Annotated in this window: 18 protein-coding genes; 10 read left to right on the top strand and 8 right to left on the bottom strand. The window is 64.6% G+C overall.

The window, feature by feature from the left end; translation table 11 throughout:
• Nucleotides 1-209 precede the first annotated feature (209 nt).
• The 3 genes from AB7008_RS42730 (at nt 210) to AB7008_RS42740 (ending at nt 865) form a co-directional block, all read left to right on the top strand.
• Complete coding sequence (locus tag AB7008_RS42730) at nt 210-344, top strand: hypothetical protein (RefSeq protein ID WP_256461605.1); 135 nt, start codon at nt 210-212, stop codon at nt 342-344.
• A 27-nt stretch (nt 345-371) separates the two neighbouring features.
• Nucleotides 372-581: a hypothetical protein gene (locus tag AB7008_RS42735; RefSeq protein ID WP_041953913.1), complete on the top strand. Its 210-nt coding sequence runs from the start codon at nt 372-374 to the stop codon at nt 579-581.
• Nucleotides 582-661: 80 nt separating this feature from the next.
• Nucleotides 662-865: a hypothetical protein gene (locus AB7008_RS42740; protein WP_028159504.1), complete on the top strand. Its 204-nt coding sequence runs from the start codon at nt 662-664 to the stop codon at nt 863-865.
• A gap of 3 nt (nt 866-868) precedes the next feature.
• Here the strand turns inward: AB7008_RS42740 and AB7008_RS42745 are convergent, their stop codons facing one another.
• Both AB7008_RS42745 and AB7008_RS42750 read right to left on the bottom strand, forming a co-directional pair.
• Nucleotides 869-1,111: a hypothetical protein gene (locus AB7008_RS42745; protein ID WP_028159503.1), complete on the bottom strand. Its 243-nt coding sequence runs from the start codon at nt 1,109-1,111 to the stop codon at nt 869-871.
• A gap of 257 nt (nt 1,112-1,368) precedes the next feature.
• Nucleotides 1,369-2,874: a glycosyltransferase family 39 protein gene (locus AB7008_RS42750; RefSeq protein WP_441261284.1), complete on the bottom strand. Its 1,506-nt coding sequence runs from the start codon at nt 2,872-2,874 to the stop codon at nt 1,369-1,371.
• A gap of 389 nt (nt 2,875-3,263) precedes the next feature.
• On the opposite strand from AB7008_RS42750, the gene AB7008_RS42755 reads away from it, so the two are divergent.
• The 4 genes from AB7008_RS42755 to AB7008_RS42770 all read left to right on the top strand — a co-directional run bounded on the left by AB7008_RS42755 (nt 3,264) and on the right by AB7008_RS42770 (nt 7,258).
• Nucleotides 3,264-4,994 carry an adenylate/guanylate cyclase domain-containing protein gene (locus AB7008_RS42755; protein ID WP_248879966.1) on the top strand — a complete coding sequence of 577 codons (1,731 nt, stop codon included), beginning with the start codon at nt 3,264-3,266 and terminating at the stop codon, nt 4,992-4,994.
• Nucleotides 4,995-5,328: 334 nt separating this feature from the next.
• Complete coding sequence (sorA, locus tag AB7008_RS42760; RefSeq protein WP_028151513.1) at nt 5,329-6,528, top strand: SorA family sulfite dehydrogenase catalytic subunit; 1,200 nt, start codon at nt 5,329-5,331, stop codon at nt 6,526-6,528.
• 12 nt (nt 6,529-6,540) lie between these two features.
• The gene (gene sorB / locus AB7008_RS42765) at nt 6,541-6,849 is read left to right on the top strand and encodes a SorB family sulfite dehydrogenase c-type cytochrome subunit (RefSeq protein ID WP_441260793.1); all 309 of its coding nucleotides are present in this window, start codon (nt 6,541-6,543) and stop codon (nt 6,847-6,849) included.
• Between the two features lie 208 nt (nt 6,850-7,057).
• Nucleotides 7,058-7,258, top strand: coding sequence for a cold-shock protein (locus tag AB7008_RS42770; protein WP_008134691.1), 201 nt, complete (start codon nt 7,058-7,060; stop codon nt 7,256-7,258).
• Nucleotides 7,259-7,428: 170 nt separating this feature from the next.
• Here AB7008_RS42770 and AB7008_RS42775 read toward each other — a convergent pair whose 3' ends face one another.
• Nucleotides 7,429-7,890: an Lrp/AsnC ligand binding domain-containing protein gene (locus AB7008_RS42775; RefSeq protein WP_014492276.1), complete on the bottom strand. Its 462-nt coding sequence runs from the start codon at nt 7,888-7,890 to the stop codon at nt 7,429-7,431.
• 114 nt (nt 7,891-8,004) lie between these two features.
• Between AB7008_RS42775 and putA the strand changes: the two genes are divergently transcribed.
• From putA to AB7008_RS42790, 3 genes are all read left to right on the top strand, one after another.
• Nucleotides 8,005-11,004 (top strand): bifunctional proline dehydrogenase/L-glutamate gamma-semialdehyde dehydrogenase PutA, encoded by a 3,000-nt coding sequence (putA, locus tag AB7008_RS42780; protein WP_441260794.1) that lies wholly within the window; start codon nt 8,005-8,007, stop codon nt 11,002-11,004.
• Between the two features lie 305 nt (nt 11,005-11,309).
• A complete protein-coding gene (locus tag AB7008_RS42785) occupies nt 11,310-12,515 on the top strand; it encodes a CaiB/BaiF CoA transferase family protein (RefSeq protein WP_014492274.1) in 1,206 nt (401 codons plus the stop codon).
• 341 nt (nt 12,516-12,856) lie between these two features.
• Nucleotides 12,857-13,504, top strand: coding sequence for a glutathione S-transferase family protein (locus tag AB7008_RS42790; protein WP_441260795.1), 648 nt, complete (start codon nt 12,857-12,859; stop codon nt 13,502-13,504).
• Nucleotides 13,505-13,515: 11 nt separating this feature from the next.
• On the opposite strand, the gene AB7008_RS42795 is transcribed toward AB7008_RS42790, so the two are convergent.
• From AB7008_RS42795 to AB7008_RS42815, 5 genes are all read right to left on the bottom strand, one after another.
• On the bottom strand, nt 13,516-13,683 hold the full coding sequence (locus AB7008_RS42795) for a hypothetical protein (RefSeq protein ID WP_014492272.1): 168 nt from the start codon (nt 13,681-13,683) through the stop codon (nt 13,516-13,518).
• Nucleotides 13,684-13,763: 80 nt separating this feature from the next.
• Nucleotides 13,764-15,314: a hypothetical protein gene (locus AB7008_RS42800; RefSeq protein WP_441260796.1), complete on the bottom strand. Its 1,551-nt coding sequence runs from the start codon at nt 15,312-15,314 to the stop codon at nt 13,764-13,766.
• A gap of 93 nt (nt 15,315-15,407) precedes the next feature.
• Complete coding sequence (locus AB7008_RS42805) at nt 15,408-16,388, bottom strand: hypothetical protein (RefSeq protein WP_304491449.1); 981 nt, start codon at nt 16,386-16,388, stop codon at nt 15,408-15,410.
• 347 nt (nt 16,389-16,735) lie between these two features.
• Complete coding sequence (locus AB7008_RS42810; RefSeq protein ID WP_304491450.1) at nt 16,736-17,233, bottom strand: TPM domain-containing protein; 498 nt, start codon at nt 17,231-17,233, stop codon at nt 16,736-16,738.
• A gap of 5 nt (nt 17,234-17,238) precedes the next feature.
• Nucleotides 17,239-18,159 (bottom strand): TPM domain-containing protein, encoded by a 921-nt coding sequence (locus tag AB7008_RS42815; RefSeq protein ID WP_441260797.1) that lies wholly within the window; start codon nt 18,157-18,159, stop codon nt 17,239-17,241.
• Nucleotides 18,160-18,304 lie beyond the last annotated feature (145 nt).

Below are 18,304 nucleotides of genomic sequence, written 5' to 3' on the forward strand. Positions count from 1 at the left end.
GGGCAACTGAGGACAAGGAGGCGGCAATTCAAGTCGTCGCTTCCAAGTAGCCTCTGGCCGCCCCATACCACGGCGCATCAGCCCGTTAAGAAACTGGTTACCAGTCAATGTCACCATTTGCCTATTAGGCCGCCATATGCGGCTCGCATTCTGAGAACGGTTCAATATTTCGACACGCCCGGTTGGCGGTCTCTTTCAGGAGAGGCCCAATGTTTAAGGGCTTGATGGCAGCGCTTGTGGCGCTGATCAGCACACTGCAACTGGATCGATACCTGACCAACGGTCGGTACACGGACGCTGCCATGGATATGCTGCGGCAAATCAGGCGCGCGTTTGGATTTTGAGGTGCACTGGACGATTTGAGGCCGGTGATGAAGGGCATCATCCCATGGACTGATCTCGACGCGGAGGAGCAACGCGCCATTGCGATACTGGGAGCCGGGCTCTCCATCGAGCTGTGTGACCCCGTCGCTCTGCCAAGACTGAGGCGGCTCGGGCTGATCGCAGGGTCTCGTTTGACCGCTGCTGCACACGAGCTGCGGAGGCGCGTTGTTCTGGAAGAACTCAGTGCGCGGGACTGAATCGGATAACCAATTGGCACCCTCGATCCTCGCTTGGTCGGGGAGTGCCTTGACGGGGCCAACAAGGCTTGGGGAGTTTGATGGCGGCAGGTGCAATTGAGCTGATCGTGGAGGGATACGTTTCCCTCAGGGACCAAGCAGCTCTTGATGAGCTTCGGACACAGCGCCGCAAACTTATCGCAGATCTCGATGCATGTACCGGGATCGACTGTACGGGTACGATCCGGCAGATCGAGGACGACATCGTCGTGATTGAGGCCGGGCTCGCGCGGCTGGCGGCCTGATGTTCAGAGATTGCCCCGTGTCGTATCGGCAACGGTGCACTCGGTGTGGATCAGGTCCTTCTTGGCCACCCGCACGCTGCCAAGATAATAACCTCGCTCCTGGACGGCTGCCCTGATCTCGTCGCTGACCTTGAGAACTCTCGCTCTGCTCTTGCGCCATTTGTTGGAAGAGTAGAGCGCGGGCATCGGAGAGCCGTTGCTGACGACGAGGAAGTTGCGCTTGCCATTGCGATAGACATCAAACATGTCCTATCCTCGCAGATAATATCAATAAGAGAAAATATATTTCGTCACGACTGCTCCAGCTTAGTGGCTTAAATGCTTGAGCGGGTGGTAATCTGGGATGGCGGCCTGTGAATGTCGGGAAAAATGCTGGTTGCAGCGAAGCGATCGCTCAGATTTCTGTTGGTATGTTGTTCTCATGCCACGCCATGCCGATTCAACGCGCGGCCTCGTTTGCCTTTGAGACCCCACAAGGGGAGAACGGAAAGAAGGGTGCCTCGCTAGGCGAGCGCGCGCTTCTCGAATTCCCCCGCCAGCACCCGCCATTGAAACAGCGGTGAATCCGCTGGCGGCGAGAGTTCCGGCGTCCAGCCGGTGAGCTTCTCAATCACATAGGTGTCCGTCAGAACGCCGCGCCAGCGGCGCTCGACCTGGCCGAGTTGCTCGCGCTTCGCCGGAATCGATCCCCACACCGGTGCGCGATTGTCCGGCTCACGCCCGACATAGATGCCCGCATGCCCGCTGATCCGATCCATGCCGGGATCGCGAAAACCCTGGAAGCGGCCGCGTTCGTTGATCTCGATGACGGGCACGCGGCCCCTGAACAGCCAGCGCATCATCGCGTAGGTGCGATAGTCCGTGGTTGCGATCCAGGTCGCACCGGTCTCGTCGAGCGCGGCCTGCGCACGCGCCGCGACCTGCTCGTAGCCGGCCTCGGCGCCGATCGGATCGATCTTGCCGAGGAGATTCCAAGGCGCGGCGACGTAGTACAGGAATACGATGACAACGAAGGCGATCCCCGTGACGACCGCCGTGTTGAGCCAGAAAATGCTCGACCGGATCATCCGCGCCGACCAGCGCTCGCGCGACAGCATGACGAGGTTGACCGCAGTGGCAGCAAAGCCGACCGGCCACATGAACATCGGCCAGGTGTCGCCGACCCTGAGCGTCGTCGACTTGAACAAGAAATAGAGGAACGGCACCAGCACCGCGGTCGACAGCAGGATCGCGACCGGCTCGCGCGTGCGATAGCCGCGCCATGCCGTCATCACGAGGCCCGACAGCACGACCGGCAGCATGACGAAGCCGACCAGGCCGAATTGCAGGCCGATGTAGTCCCCGATCGTGCGCAGCGAGATGCCGTAATTGGCGGTGGCCCGCACACCCTGGAAACGGAACGAGGCCCAGTCGTGCTGCGCGTTCCAGATCAGCACCGGGGAGAACGCGGCAATCGCGATCAGCACCGCGAGATAGGGGTAAGGACTGCGCAGCCAGCGCAAGCGCCAATCCGGCACCAGCAGAAACGCGGCGACCGCCGGCGCGAACATGATCGCGGTGAATTTCGACAGCATCGACAGTCCGGCGAACAGGCCCGCCGCCAGCCACCAGCGTCCGTCGCCGCCCTGCGCGAGCCGCACCAGGGACCACATCATCGCCACCGCAAACGGGATCATGGCGACGTCCGGCGCGACCTTGGCCATCAGCAGGCCGTAATAGAGCGCAGCCTCCGGCATCAACACCGCCAACATGATGGCGCGCGCATCATGAGTGAGGCGGCGGACGATGTCGGCGAGCAGCAGCTGCGTCACCAGCATCGCGACGATGCCACCGAAGCGGACGCCCAGCACGGTGTCGCCGAAGATCGCGGTGCCAAAACGGATGAACCAGGCGATCATGGGGGGATGATCGAGGAAGCTGAGCGCTCCCTCCTTCGACCAGGTCCAGTAATAGGCCTCGTCGGTGCGCAGCTCGATGGCGGAGGCGTAGACGATGCGCAGCAGCGTCATCGCGGCAATGACGAGCACGGCCACGACGAGGAGCCGGCGCACGGCGCCGGCTGGGGGCGTAGTGATATCGGGGGCTGTCGTCACGGCCGCGCTTTTCGCCAACCTGGGAGGGGGAGTCAATGCGGGGGCCGCGCAGACGGTGTCGTCCCGGGCGAGCGAAGCGCGACCCGGGACCCATAACCACAGGGAGGAGTGTGGCACGAGCTGGTAACCACGAGTCTTCGCCAAACTGCTCCCTGGGGTTATGAGTCCCGGATCTGCGCGCCGCGGTGCGGCGCTTGTCCGGGACGACAGCAGGGCTTGCCGCGCATGTGATCAGGCCAGCTGTCCGCCCCTGGAATTAAACGCTACGCTGGCTGTTCTCCTTCATGAACTGATACAACCGAATCATGGCCACTGCATTCTCTCGATTGTCCGAACTTTCCCGCGCGACCAGCGTGCGGCAGGTTCGGCTGGTCTGCGGCGTCATCCTGTTCTGCTATGTGGTGAGCCATTTCCTCAACCATGCGCTCGGCAACATCTCGGTCGATGCCATGGAGATCGGGGTCTACTATCACACGGCGTTCTGGCGGTTCCTCCCCATCGCGATCGTGTTCTATACGGCCGCGCTCACGCATATGGGGCTCGGCATCTACGCGCTCTATCAGCGCCGCCAGTTCCGCTGGCGGACGATCGAGCCACTCCAGCTCGTGCTGGGCCTGAGCATTCCCGCCCTCGTCATGGCCCATGTGATCGGCGTCCGGCTCGGCTACACGCTGTACGGACACCAGAAACTCTATCCGCAGGAACTCTATCTGTTCTTCGTCACCTCGAACCGCATCTGGACCATGACGATCCTGCTGATCATCGCCTGGGTCCATGGCTGCATCGGCATCTATTTCTGGCTGCGCCTGAAACCGTTCTTCGCGCGCGCCGCGCCTTATCTGCTCGCCGCCGCCGTGCTGATCCCGACGCTGTCGCTGCTCGGCGTCTACCAGGGCGGACGCAGTGTCCAGATCGAGGTCGACGACGGCGAATGGCGCGCGCACAATCTCACCCGCCGCCAGCTCGGCTCGACCGCGGAAGCGGCGACGCTCGACCGCATCACCGGCGGCCTCACCATCGGCTATGTGGGCCTGCTCGGACTGGCGCTGGCGGCGCGCGGCGTGCGCGCCTTGCGCGAACGGCGCCGCGGCATGATCGCGCTGTCCTACGGCAACGGCAAGACGGTGCGCGTGCCGAAGGGGCTCTCCGTGCTGGAGGCGAGCCTGCGCCACAATGTGCCGCATGCCAGCGTCTGCGGCGGCCGCGCCCGCTGTTCGACCTGCCGCATCCGCATCATCGGCGACCATGCCGCCCTGCCCGAGCCGTCGCAGCGCGAGGCCTTCGTGCTCGCACGCGTCGGCACCGCCGATCCCTCGATCCGGCTTGCCTGCCAGCTGCGGCCGGACTCCGACCTCTCCTTCTTCCAGCTGTTCACGCCCCACACGCATTCGGCGGACGGGCAGGCCTCGACATCGGCCAGAATCGGCCAGGAGCGCTACCTCGTCAGCCTGTTCGTGGACATGCGCGGCTCGACGCAGCTTGCCGAGAAGCGGCTGCCGTTCGACACCGTCTTCATCGTCAACCGTTTCCTCGGCGCCGTCTCGCGGGCCGTGATCGAGAATGGCGGCCAGCCGAACCAGTTCGTCGGCGACGGCATGCTGGCGCTGTTCGGGCTGTCAGCCGATCCGGAGACCGCCTGCCGGCAAGCGCTGAAGGCTGCCGCCGGCATCGCCACGCATATCGACGAGCTCAACGAGCTCCTGAGCCACGATCTCCGCCAGCCGATCCGCTTCGGCATCGGCATTCACGGCGGCGAGGTCATCATCGGCGACATCGGCTATCGCGATCACATCGTCTTCACCGCGCTCGGCGATGCCGTCAACGTTGCTGCCCGACTCCAGGACATGACCAAGACGCTGGCCTGCGAGGCGATCGTCTCGGAGGAGGTTCGCCGTACCGCGGGACTTGCCGACGATGCGCTGCCGCAGCAGGAGGTCGCGATCCGCGGCCGCGACGAGCCCCTGGCCGTGCGCGTCGTTGCGGACACGAGGCAGCTGTCGATGCTGGTTGACCGAAGCGAGCGCGTTGCGGCCTGAGGCTTCACCTCTCCCCGCTTGCGGGGAGAGGTCGGATTGCATCGCAGATGCAATCCGGGTGAGGGGGACTCTCCACGAGTCCAACTCTCACCTCCCCCGCGGAGACTCCCCCTCACCCCAACCCTCTCCCCGCAGGCGGGGCGAGGGAGCGCACCTTCGTTCGCGGCGACAGCTCGACTCGATCTCGTCGCGGCGTAACACCGGCTTGCTGCAACGCAACGACATGGGCCTGCTGCGAAAGCACGAATTGACTTCATCTCAATCGTTGCGACAGATGAGCGCAGGATCGCGGTGATGACCGCTGTCCAACGAAAAGCTCCGGGAGGAGACGAGAATGTTCGATAGACGCGACCTGCTCAAAGGAGCGGGCCTTGCCGCTATGGCGGCCACACTGAATTCCACCAAGGCGCTGGCACTCGACACCGTCACGCTCCCCTTCGCCAATGGCGAACGGCCGCTGGTGAAATATCCGCAGAAACGGCCGATGATCGGCCTGACCAGCCGGCCGCCGCAACTCGAGACGCCGTTCGCGATCTTCAACGACGGTCCGATCACGCCGAATAACGCGTTCTTCGTGCGCTATCACCTCTCGGACCTGCCCTACAATCTGGATCCCGACAAGTTCACGCTCGAGGTCAAGGGCAAGGTCGACAAGCCGCTCAAGCTGTCGCTCAAGGACATCAGGAAGATGAAGGCGACCGAGATCGTCGCCGTCAACCAGTGCTCCGGCAACAGCCGCGGCTTCTCCGAGCCGCGTGTCGCCGGTGGCCAGCTCGCCAATGGCGCGATGGGCAATGCCCGCTGGCGCGGCGTACCCCTGAAGGCCGTGCTGGAGATGGCGGGCGTGCAGAGCGGCGCCAAGCAGGTCACCTTCAACGGCATGGACGGCCCCGTCAGCGACAAGACGCCGGATTTCGTCAAGGCGCTCGATCTCGATCACGCCACCGACGGCGAGGTGATGCTGGCCTATGGCATGAACGGCGAGGACCTGCCGTTCCTCAACGGCTTTCCGCTGCGCCTGATCGTGCCCGGCTATTACGGCACCTACTGGGTCAAGCACCTCAACGAGATCACCGTCATCGACAATGTCTATGACGGCTTCTGGATGAAGTCGGCCTATCGGATTCCGGACACGCCGAACAATGCGGTCGAGCCGGGCACCGCGCCGAAGGCGACGATCCCGATCAACCGCTTCACCATCCGGTCCTTCATCACCAGCGTTCCCGACGGCGCCAAGCTGAAGGCCGGCGGCACGACGCTGCGCGGCATCGCCTTCGACGGCGGCAAGGGCATCAAGGACGTCCAGGTTTCCACCGACGGCGGCAAGACCTGGGTCAGCGCAAAGCTCGGCAAGGATCTCGGCAAATACTCATTCCGTGAATGGAAGCTGCCGGTGAAGCTCGCAGCGGGCGCCCACGAGCTCAAGGTACGCGCCACCGGCAATGGCGGCGAGACCCAGCCGGATGCGCCACGCTGGAACCCGGCGGGTTATCTACGCAACGTCGTCGAAACCGTCCGCGTCACCGTGGCCTGAGGGAGAATGATCATGCAGCGCACCGTTCTCCTCGCCATCTCACTCGCCGTCGCCGCCATGGTCGGGTCGGCACTTGCAGCGCCGATCAACTACAAGACACCCGACGAGGTCGCCGCCTTCAAGCCAGGCCCCAATCTCGAGGTGGTGCAGGGCAATTGCAGCGCCTGCCACTCGGCCGATTACGTCAGCACGCAGCCGCCGATGAAGGACAAGAAAGCTTTTTGGCAGGCCGAGGTGACCAAGATGATCAAGGTCTATGGCGCCCCGATCGACGATGCCGATGTCGGCAAGATCGTCGATTATCTGGCCGCGACTTATTGACGGATGGCGCGCGGCGTGCCGATCAATTGACCGCGAAACGGGCAAAATCGGCAAAAACGCTGCGAAGTTGAGCGGAATTCGGCGAAATGCCGATATGGTTTGAGCTACCAAGCCGGCCACATTCCGCGTATCCTGTTAGGACCGAACCGGCCGGTTGGCGGGGACTGGCGGTTCGAGATCTCGGAGGAAGACCCGCGGAGAAGACGTGATGGCTAAAGGTACGGTCAAGTGGTTCAACCCGACGAAGGGTTATGGATTTATCCAGCCTGCGTCGGGCGGCAAAGATGTGTTCGTGCATATCTCGGCAGTGCAGAAAGCCGGTCTGTCGTCCCTGAACGAAGGACAGACGGTGGAATACGAAGAGATCGCAAACCGGGGCAAGACCTCCGCAGAGAACCTCAAAGTATAAGCCCGGCAGCCTTTGCTGCCTCCCGGATCTGTCCGGGAGCCGGGCCAAAAAAATTTTTGAAGACGGCCAGTGCATTCGACGACGGGCGTTGCGATTGCACACGGAGAGCTATTTTCCCGCGAAGACCGCTCGTTCAACGCCACAGCAATGACAATCGCGACGGCACTTCGTTAGTCCACCGGCAATGGTGCGTCGCGCTTGATCTCTTCCATCACCGCATAGGTTCGCGTCTCGCGCACGCCCGGCATCGACAGCAACGTCTCGCCGAGGAAGCGTCGATAGGCAGTCATGTCCGCAAGCCGCGCCTTCACAAGATAGTCGAAGCCGCCTGCAACCATGTGACACTCCAGCACCTCGGGCGCGAGTTTCACCGCGCGCGCGAAGCGCTCGAAATTGTCGGGCGTGGTCTTGTCGAGCAGCACCTCGACGAACACCAGAAGCCCGAGGCCGAGCCGGTGCGGATTGAGCCGCGCGCCGTAGCCCTCGACAAAGCCCTCCCGCTGCAATCGCTTCAGCCGCTCGCCGACCGAGGTCGGCGATAACCCGATGCGTTCAGCGAGCTCGACATTGGCGATGCGCCCGTCCTGCTGCAGTATTGAGAGGATCTTCCGGTCGGTTCGATCAAGTTCCATATTTTATGTGGCCAATGTACTAATGATCTTCATTTTCTAAGGTAAAATAGCTAATTTGTCTATCGAACTACGGTCTAGCGGGCCTTATCCTGGATTTCAGCCACAGGACACGCCATGCCGAACATCCCGCCGCCCTTCACCGCCCCCTATGCGCCCGACGATGCCGAGATTGCCGCGCGCCTCTTGTCGGCTTCGCATCTCGGCCCGCCGCAGGAGGCGCGGATCGACCGCACCGCGACGCGGCTGATCGAGGCGATCCGCAAGCGCGACGACCGGCTTGGCGGTGTCGAGGACATGCTACGGGAGTTCGCGCTTTCGACCAAGGAGGGGCTCGCCCTGATGGTGCTGGCCGAGGCGCTGCTCCGCGTGCCCGACGCGCGCACCGCCGACCAGTTCATCGAGGACAAGCTCGGCGAGGGCGACTTCATCCACCACGAGACCAAGTCCACGGCCTTCCTGGTCAACGCCTCGGCCTGGGCGCTCGGTCTGTCGGCGCGGGTGATCCAGCCCGGCGAAACGCCCGACGGCACCATCGGCCGGCTGGTGAAGCGGCTGGGCGCGCCGGCGGTGCGCACCGCCACGCGCCAGGCGATGCGGCTGATGGGCAATCATTTCGTGCTGGGCGAGACCATCGAGCAGGCGCTGGAGCGGGCTAAGCCGCGCTCCGGTGAGAGGCCGCGCTACTCCTTCGACATGCTCGGCGAAGGCGCGCGCACCGCGGCGGACGCCAGGCGCTATTTCGACGCCTATGCCAGCGCAATCGAGACCATCGGCAAGGCGGCGGGCAGCCATCCCCTGCCCGACCGTCCCGGCATCTCGGTCAAGCTGTCGGCGCTGCATCCGCGTTTCGAGGCGATCAGCCGCGCGCGCGTGATGGCCGAACTGGTGCCGCGGCTGCTCGACCTGGCGCAGCGCGCCAAGGCCCATGATCTGAACTTCACCGTCGATGCCGAGGAAGCCGACCGGCTGGAGCTGTCGCTCGACGTGATCGCGGCAACGCTCGCCGACCCCTCGCTCAGCGGCTGGGACGGATTTGGCCTGGCGGTCCAGGCCTATCAGAAGCGCGCGAGCGCCGTGATCGACTATGTCGACGCGCTCGCCCGCGCGCATGACCGCAAGCTGATGGTGAGGCTGGTCAAGGGCGCCTATTGGGACACCGAGATCAAGCGCGCGCAGGAGCGCGGGCTGGACGGCTATCCCGTGTTCACGCGCAAGGCGATGACGGATCTGAACTACGTCGCCTGCGCGTCAAAACTGCTCGGCTTGCGGCCGCGCATCTTCCCGCAATTCGCCACCCACAACGCGCTGACGGTCGCGACCGTGCTGGAGCTTGCGCAAGATGGCGGCGGCTTCGAATTCCAGCGCTTGCACGGCATGGGCGAAGCGCTTTACGAGCAGCTCGCCAAGGATCACCCCGACATCGCTTATCGTACCTATGCCCCGGTCGGCAGCCACCGCGACCTGCTGGCCTATCTGGTGCGGCGGCTGCTGGAGAACGGCGCCAACTCGTCGTTCGTGGCGCAGGCGGCCGACTACCGTGTGCCGGTTGTCGCGCTGTTGCAGCGTCCGGCCGATGCCATCGTCCGGCCGCAAGCGGCGGCCCATCCCAGAATTCCGTTGCCGGGCGATCTGTTCGCGCCGGAGCGGCGCAATTCACGCGGCGTCGAATTCGGCGCGCGCGCGGCGCTCGACCGGCTGCTGGCAGACGTGAAGGCCGAGGCCACCGGCCTCAAGCCCATAACCGACGCAACGCCGGACCGAGCCAATGCGGTGGTGACAGCCGCGCGCGCCGGCTTTGCCGCCTGGAGCCGAACGCCGGCGGCCACGCGCGCGGCTGCGCTGGAGCAGGCCGCGCATCTTCTGGAGAGCCGGAGCGCCCATTTCATCGCGCTGCTGCAAGCCGAGGGCGGCAAGACGCTGGACGATGCGCTGTCGGAGCTGCGCGAGGCCGCCGACTTCTGCCGCTATTATGCCGCGCAGGGCCGAAAGCTGTTCGGCGTTGATGCCGCCATGCCGGGTCCGACCGGCGAGAGCAATGCGCTCGCCATGCGCGGGCGCGGCGCCTTCGTCGCGATCTCGCCCTGGAATTTTCCGCTGGCGATCTTCCTGGGCCAGGTCACAGCGGCGCTGATGGCCGGCAACAGCGTCGTCGCAAAACCCGCCGAGCAGACGCCGCGCATCGCGCGCGAGGCCGTCGCGCTGCTGCACGAGGCCGGCATTCCCAAGAGCGCGCTGCATCTCGTCACCGGCGACGGCCGCATCGGCGCCGTGCTGACCGCGCATGCCGACGTCGCGGGCGTCGTCTTCACCGGCTCGACCGAGGTCGCGCGCCTAATCAATCGGACGCTCGCCGCCAAGGACGGGCCGATCGTGCCGCTGATCGCGGAGACCGGCGGCATCAACGCCATGATCGCGGATGCGACCGCGCTGCCCGAGCAGGTCGCCGACGACGTCGTGACCTCGGCCTTCCGCTCCGCCGGCCAGCGCTGCTCGGCGCTGCGGCTGCTGTTCGTGCAGGAGGATGTCGCCGACCGCATGATCGAGATGATCGCGGGCGCGGCGCGCGAATTGAAGATCGGCGACCCCGCAGATGTCGCGACCCATGTCGGTCCGGTAATCGACGCCGAGGCCAAGCAGCGCCTCGATGCGCATATCGCGCGGATGAAGAGCGAGGCGCGGCTGCACTTTGCCGGCACTGTGCCCGACGGCTGCTTCGTCGCCCCGCACATTTTCGAGCTCAAGGACGCCGGGCAGCTCACCGAGGAGGTGTTCGGCCCGATCCTGCATGTCGTGCGCTATCGCGCGGAAAAGCTCGACCGCGTCCTGCAGGCGATCGAGCGCAGCGGCTACGGCCTCACCCTCGGCGTCCACTCCCGGATCGACGACACCATCGAGGCGATCATCGATCGCGTCCAGGTCGGCAACATCTATGTCAACCGCAACATGATCGGCGCCGTGGTCGGCGTGCAGCCATTCGGCGGCAACGGGCTGTCTGGAACCGGCCCGAAAGCTGGCGGCCCGCATTACCTCGCACGCTTTGCGACCGAGCAGACCGTGACGATCAACACCGCGGCAGCCGGCGGCAATGCCGCGCTGCTTGCGGGGGAAGAGTGAGCTCCGCTTTCGGATTCGTGTCCTCACGACAATGCGCGATATCAGTTCCGTCATCCTGAGGTGCGAGTGGCGCGATGCCAAGCATCGCGCCGGGAGCCTCGAAGGATGAACGGCCGCCCGGATGCAGCCGGGCCGTCGCCCTTCGAGGGCCGCTTTGCGGCCACCTCAGGGTGACGGATCACAGCAATGAGCCCTGCGCCTGGCGCCGTTGCATCGCGCCGAAACATCGGTCTAATGCTGCCATGACTTGGCCTGCGCCAATTCCAGCGCGCGGGAAACAACAAGAGCGAGGGAGCTACGCCGCGATGGAAAAGGGCATTTTTGCAGGGCTCAAGGTTCTGGACTGCGCGAGCTTCATCGCAGCGCCCGCGGCCGCGACCGTGCTGTCGGATTTCGGCGCCGACGTCATCAAGATCGAGCCGCCCGGCGCCGGCGACCCCTACCGCAATCTGCCCAACATTCCGGGCTATCCGACCAGCGAGCACAATTTCGCCTGGCTGCTGGAAGCCCGCAACAAGAAGAGCATCGCGCTCGACCTCTCCAAGCCGGAGGCGCAGGCCGTGCTCTACAAGCTGGTCGAAGAGGCCGATGTCTTCATCACCAACATGCCGCCGCCGGTGCGCGCCAAGCTCGGCATCACCTATGACCATCTCGCCCATCTCAACGACCGGCTGATCTACGCCTCTTTCACCGGCTATGGCGAAAAGGGCGAAGAGGCCAACAAGCCAGGCTTCGACAGCAACGCCTATTGGGCGCGCTCAGGCCTGATGGACCTCGTCCGCGCCGACACCCACACGACGCCGGCCCGCTCGGTCGCCGGCATGGGCGACCATCCCTGCGCCATGGCGTTCTATGGCGCGATCGTCACCGCGCTGTATCAGCGCGAGAAGACCGGCAAGGGCTCGCATGTCGCCTCCAACCTGATGGCGAACGGGGTGTGGGCGGCAAGCGTGCTGGCGCAGGCAAAGCTCTGCGGCGCCAAGTTCGCTGAGAGACGCCCGCGCGAGCGCGCGCTGAATGCTGTCGCCAACCACTACCAGTGCAAGGACGGCCGCTGGCTGATCCTGTCGCTGCTGAGCGAGGAGAAGCAGTTCCCGACGCTCGCCAAGTGCCTGGGACGCGAAGACCTGATCACCGATCCGCGCTTCGCCACCAAAGCCGATCGCCATGCCCGCTCGGTCGAGCTGATCAAGATCTTCGACGAGACTTTTGCGACGAAGGATCTCGCTGAATGGCGCAAGATCCTCGACGGCAACGGCCTCGTGTTCGGCATCGTCGGCATTCTCGACGACATCCCCAACGACAAGCAGATGCTCGACAACGAGGTGCTGGTGCCGTTCGAGAACGACACCATGCTCACCATCTCCAGCCCGATCTGGATCGACGGCGCCAAGAAGGTCCAGCCACGCAAGCCGCCGGCCGTCGGCGAGCACAGTGACGAGATTTTGCGCGGGGCGGGATACGACGAGAAGGCGATCAAGCAGCTGCGGTCGTCAGGCGCGGTGGGGTAAGGCGGCGCCACACGCTCCCCTGTCGTCCCGGGGCGCGCTTAGCGCGAGCCCGGGACCCATAACCACGGGGAGCGGTTGTGACACGAGCTGCCAACCCCGAGTCTTCGCCAAACACCTTCCCGTGGTTATGGGTCCCGGATCTGCGCTCCGCTTCGCTGCGCTTGTCCGGGACGACGTTGGGGAGGTAGCTCGTCGTCACAGACTCCGTCATTGCGAGCGCAGCGAAGCAATCCAGAATCCCACCGCGGATGCATTGCTGGATTGCTTCGCTGCGCTCGCAATGACGGTGTGGGACGATCTCGCTATAAACTCACGACAACATCGCGTCTCGTGAGGCCCTCATGCCCAGCTACCGCCTGCACTACTTCCCGGAATCCGGCAACAGCTACAAGCTGGCGTTGATGTTGACGCTTTGCGGCGAGAGGTTCGAGCCGGTGTGGACCGATTTCGGCGGCGGCGTCACGCGCACGGCGGAATGGCGCAAGGCCGTAAACGCGATGGGCGAGATTCCCGTGCTCGAGGTCGACGGCGTGAAGATGACGCAGACCGCGCCCTTGCTGCTGAAGCTTGCCGAGCAGTATGGCCGTTTCGGCGCCGAGACCGAGGACGAGAAGTTCGAGCTGCTGCGCTGGCTGTTCTGGGACAACCACAAGCTCACCGGCTACATGGCGACCTACCGCTTCATGCGGGCGTTCACCGAGAAAAACGATCCGCAGGTGCTGAAGCATTTTCGCCGACGGCTCGAGGACTTCCTCGGCATTCTCGACGGACATCTCCAGCACAATGCCTTCGCGATCGGGGCGAAGCCGACGGTCGCCGATATCTCGATGATGGCCTACCTGCACTATCCGAGCGACGAGCACGGTTTTGATTTCGCGGCGAGCCACCCTGCCATTCACGCCTGGCTCGGCCGCATGGCCGCGCTGCCCGGCTGGAAATCGGCCTATGAGCTGCTACCGGGACAGCGGATGACGAATTACGCGACGTGAGAGCGCTGGCACTAACCCCTCAGCGCCAGCCAGCCGAGCGTGAACAGGATCCCGCCGACGATCACGACCACCGCGACCGCCCAGGTGCTGACGCGGATGCTGCCGGTGACCTGCTTGGCTTCCTCATTGCGCGCGATCTCGCGATTGCGCTCCTTGTCGGCGTCGCTGGTCTCAGTCATGGGTCATCCAAATCGGTTGCTGATTTTATCCGGCGCGTGATCTTTTCGAAAAACCGCTACACACTTTTTCGGATCACGCGCTAACGCGTCTTGATGAAGCACATGCCGATGCGGCTCGATGCCGCGGCAGCCTGACAGGTGAGACCTTTAGCACAGCTCCATGACGTAAAACTCTTATCCGGCGCTCCCGATCCCGCATTTTGCAGGGAACAATGGGCGCCCCAGCCATCCTGATATTCGGTGCCGGCCAGCTCGCCGCTACCGCGGGTCTGCGGCCGGCTGGCAAATCCGCGTGAGAAATCAGGGCGTTTGCCCGCGGCGAATGCGGTCAGGATGTCGCGGCGGCGGACCTGGTCGCCGAAGAAATGCGGCGAAGCCGGCACGATGGTGGAGTTCGACGGCTTGTCCGCCAGCCAGTCGACGCCCGGAAAATGGAAGCCGCCGATGCCGCGCGTCTGGTGGCAGCCGGCGCAGGTGACGTCATTGAGGCGGCGCTGGAAGCCCGCGATCGAGCGGATGTTCTGCATGTCGATGCCACGCGCCGCCGCCTGCTTCAGCGCGCCGACCACGTCGTTGTCGGTGAAGACCCGCTCGCCCTTGTTGTTGTCCCTGTCCTCCCCTTGCACCATGCCGAACTCCGGTTGCAACGGCGAAGCATCGAGGCCCGCGGGCGTCGGCACCACCGCGGCCTTGGCCAGGAATGTCTCGGGGATCAGCAAGGTGCCGCGATCGAACTCGCGGAGATTTTCCGGCGCAAGCAGCCAGGCCTTGAAGTCACGTCGAAGATCGTCGTCGGCGAGGATGCGGTCTCTGTCGATCTGGTTCTCCAGCGTCGATTCCTCGAACGTCTTCGTCGCGGCGTTATATTTGAACACCTTGAGCAGATAGTCGGAACGGAAATCGTGCAATGCCGATTTCGGCGCGATCGAGATCTGGATATTGGTCTCGATGCGATCGAGCATGGCGTCGGAAGGGGAGATGCCGCCGCCGATCAGCGACTGCCAGTCGCCATTATCGAGCCAGCGCCGCGCGACCTCGGCGCAGGTAACAGGCTTGCCGCTCGCGTCGGTCTGGCGCGCATCGCGTGCCTTCATCACCAGGTTGAACGTCATCGGCAGACGCGTTGCGGTCTCGCCACCTTCCGGCTTGCTCTCGAAACGCACCAGCCGATAGATCAGCCTGATCTCACCGCACGACTCGTCCGAGACATAGGCGCGGTCCATGCGATTGACGATGCCGGCCAGCACGAAGCGGGTGTCGCGGGATTTCAGATTGGCCCGATCGAACAGCTGCACGTCAAAGCCTTCGCCGACGCCGATGGTCTCGGTCGGGTACGCCGCTTTCCGCCTGATGACGTAGCGGTCGAATTCCGCGTCGATCGCCGGCGGAATCTCCTTGAGCTGGGACAGCGACGAGAACAGCAAATCGGTCGTCAGCGGAAAGTTTGCGTTCCGCTCCGGCCATAGCAGGCGCGAGATCGTGAGCGAATCGTTCTGGTCGAGCTTTCGGAGCAGATCGGGATCGATGATCGCCGTGCCGCGCGTCAACGGCGCGTTCTCCGCTGCGAAAAGCGAAACGGTCCCGCCAAGCAAGACGGCGGCAGCAACGAGAATTCGCAATGCGCGGCTCATGCCTTCAGTAACACCGCGTAAGCCGGCCTATTCAAGTCAAAAGGCGCCTCACATGGTGGTGAAGCGCCTCTTTGAAGATCGGATATCGAACGCTCAGCGTGCGACGATCAGGCCCTTGCTGGTGACGACGACCCAGCGGCCGTCTTGACGGCGGATCGCATCGACGCGGCCAATTCCGGGGATGGGGTCGCCGGCATAGACCTCGTAGAGGCCGCTGCGCCCCTCGATCAGGGCACCGCCATTGGCGACGTCGCGCAGAACCCAGCCGTCGATCGTCGGCAGCCGGCCGACCTCGGTCTTGGGCGCGGCAGGGGCCGGAACCGGTGCGGCAGCGGCGGTCGCAACCTGGGTCGGCGCGATCGAGCCGGTGGTCTCCTTCGCAGCGGCCGCTGCGGCCTGCGCGGGGGCCGCGGGCGGCGTGGCGCGGAGCTTGTCGACGGTCTCGGACAGCTTTGCGATTTTGGCCATCGGCTCGGCCTGGGCCTTCTCGAGCTTGTCGAGGCGGTCATTGGCCCGGTTGAACTGGCTGAGGCCAGTCTTGGAGGTGTGCTCGACATTCGCCTTCAGTGCGACGAGGTCGGCATCGATCCGGGCAACCGAGGATTCCAGCGCGCTGGTGTCGGCTACCGGCGCCGGCGCGGGGGCCGGGGCAGCGAGGTGCATCATGCCGGCGGTCGCAAGCGCGCCGCTGATGGCGCCGACGCTGGCTGCAATCGCCACCACAGCGGCCATCGCCGACAGGCGGCGCTTGTCGCCGGTCTCGCGCGGCTCGTCCGCCTTCACATGCGGGGCAAACTCCTCGCGCTCCCAGGAGCGCTCCGACGGTGCCATGACGATGAGCTTGCCGGGCTTCGGCTCGGGCTTGGTCTCGGCCCTGGTTTCGAACTTCGGCACCTCGACCTTGGGGGCTTCCACCTTGACGGGATCCGGCTTGGGCGGCGACTCATGGTCGGGGGCGATCGAGGGGGCCTCGATGCCGGCAGCCTCGACGGCAGGCGCGGTCGCGGCGGCTTCGACGACGCTCGTCTGTTCGCCGATCTCTTTGCCGATCTCTCGGGCAGCCTGCTCAGCCATTGGTTCGCTCACAGTTCGAATACTCCACTCTGGATTGACCTTTTGGTAACTTTCATTGCTTGCGAAATCCTTACTTACGGACCCGCTTACCGAAATTTTAGGAAGTCATCCGGGGCCGAATTTGGCCGGGAACGTGGAACCGGTGTGGCGGGCGTGAAACAAATTGTAAGCGGGGGAAGATGAACGGCCGCGCAACAGCTGGGCCGTCGCCGTTCGAGGGCCGCTGAAGAAGCGGCCACCTCAGAGTGACGGTCAGAGGGTTGAGCGCGCTGCATCCACCTCGTCATTGCGAGCGCAGCGAAGCAATCCGGAGCCTTTCCGCAGGGGCGGTCTGGATTGCTTCGTGGTCACATCACCACCGGCGCATCCGGCAGCTCGTTCACGTGCGGGCCATGCGGCGGGAAATGTCGCGACAGCTCGCGCGACACCGTCGCAATGCCGCCGATCACGCCGTGCTCGAACTGGCCGGAGGCGAACTCGACCTCCATCGCGCGGCAGATGCTCTCCCAGCCCTCCGCACCTACCTTCGCATCGATGCCGCGATCGGCAACGATTTCGACGTCGCGATCGGCCAGCAGGAGATAGATCAGGACGCCGTTGTTGTGCGCGGTGTCCCAGATACGCAAGTGAGAGAACACATCGAGCGCGCGCTCGCGGGCCGGCTGGTTGCGGAACAGCGGTCGCCCGTCGAGCGCGCCCTCGACGACGAAGCGGACCTGGCCGGAATGCGTGCTCTCACCCTGCCTGATCGCCTGCTCGATGCGGGCGAGCACGGCTGGTGGAAAGATCTGCTTCGCGCGCCAATGATGCTGCACGAGATGTCTGGCAATGCGCTTGATGCTCATGACCGCTACCAGCTCCCCGAGGCGCCGCCGCCGCCAAAACTGCCACCACCGCCGCTGAAGCCGCCGCTGTCGCTGGACGACGATCCGCTGCTCCAGCCGCCCCCCGAAGAGCCGCTCGACCACGAGCCGCCGCGCGACGGCCCCGAGCTTGGCGCCATCGCCGCAAACAGATCGGCGATGAAGCCGATGACGAAGCCCAGCGCTCCGAGCGCGAGCGCGATTGCAAAGGACCCGAGAATGAGCCAGCTCAGCGCTGCGATGATGCCGCCGGTCGCCAATGAGCCAAGCAGCCGCCCCAGCATGGCCCGGAAGAAGCCGCCGACCCCGATCGAGGCGAACAGGGTCACAATGAATAGAGGCGCGATATCATCCAGATTGCCGAAATTCACAGTCGGCGAAGGTACTGGCAGCGGCTCGCCGTCGATCACCCGCATCATGCGATCGACACCATCCGAGATGCCGCCGGCGAAATCGCCCGTCCTGAATTTCGGCGTGATGATCTCATCGATGATCCGCCGTGACGTGACATCGGTCAGCGCGCCCTCGAGGCCGTAGCCGACCTCGATGCGCAAATGCCGATCGTTCTTGGCGACGATGAGGATCGCGCCGTCGTCGACCTTCTTGCGACCGATCTTCCAGGCGTCCGCGACGCGGATCGAGAACTGCTCGATCGTCTCCGGCTGCGTCGTCGGCACGATCAGGACGGCGACCTGGCTGCCCTTGCGGGTCTCGAAATCACGCAGCTTTTGCGACAACGCGGCGACGTCGGCGCTCGACAGCGTGCCGGTCTGATTGACCACGCGGCCGGTGAGTTGCGGCACGGCGACATCGGCCAAGGCGGGGAAGGCAAAGGTAACTGCAAGCGCGAGCAAGAGGGCAACGCACAGTGAAACAGCAGAACAAGCGCGCCACAACCTCGCTGTCATCGCTCGGCTCGCCGTCTTCGCTGACGCTTCGCCGGCCCAATACCGAGGTGCCCGGCGAAGCCCTTGGCGAAGCCGGGACCGGGCGATCCGGTATTCCAGAGACGCCGGGGGACTACGGAAGAGCCGCGGCGTACTGGATTCCCCG

Origin of the sequence: Bradyrhizobium sp. 521_C7_N1_3, assembly GCF_052075975.1 — a bacterium.
Taxonomy (GTDB): Bacteria; Pseudomonadota; Alphaproteobacteria; order Rhizobiales; family Xanthobacteraceae; genus Bradyrhizobium; species Bradyrhizobium japonicum.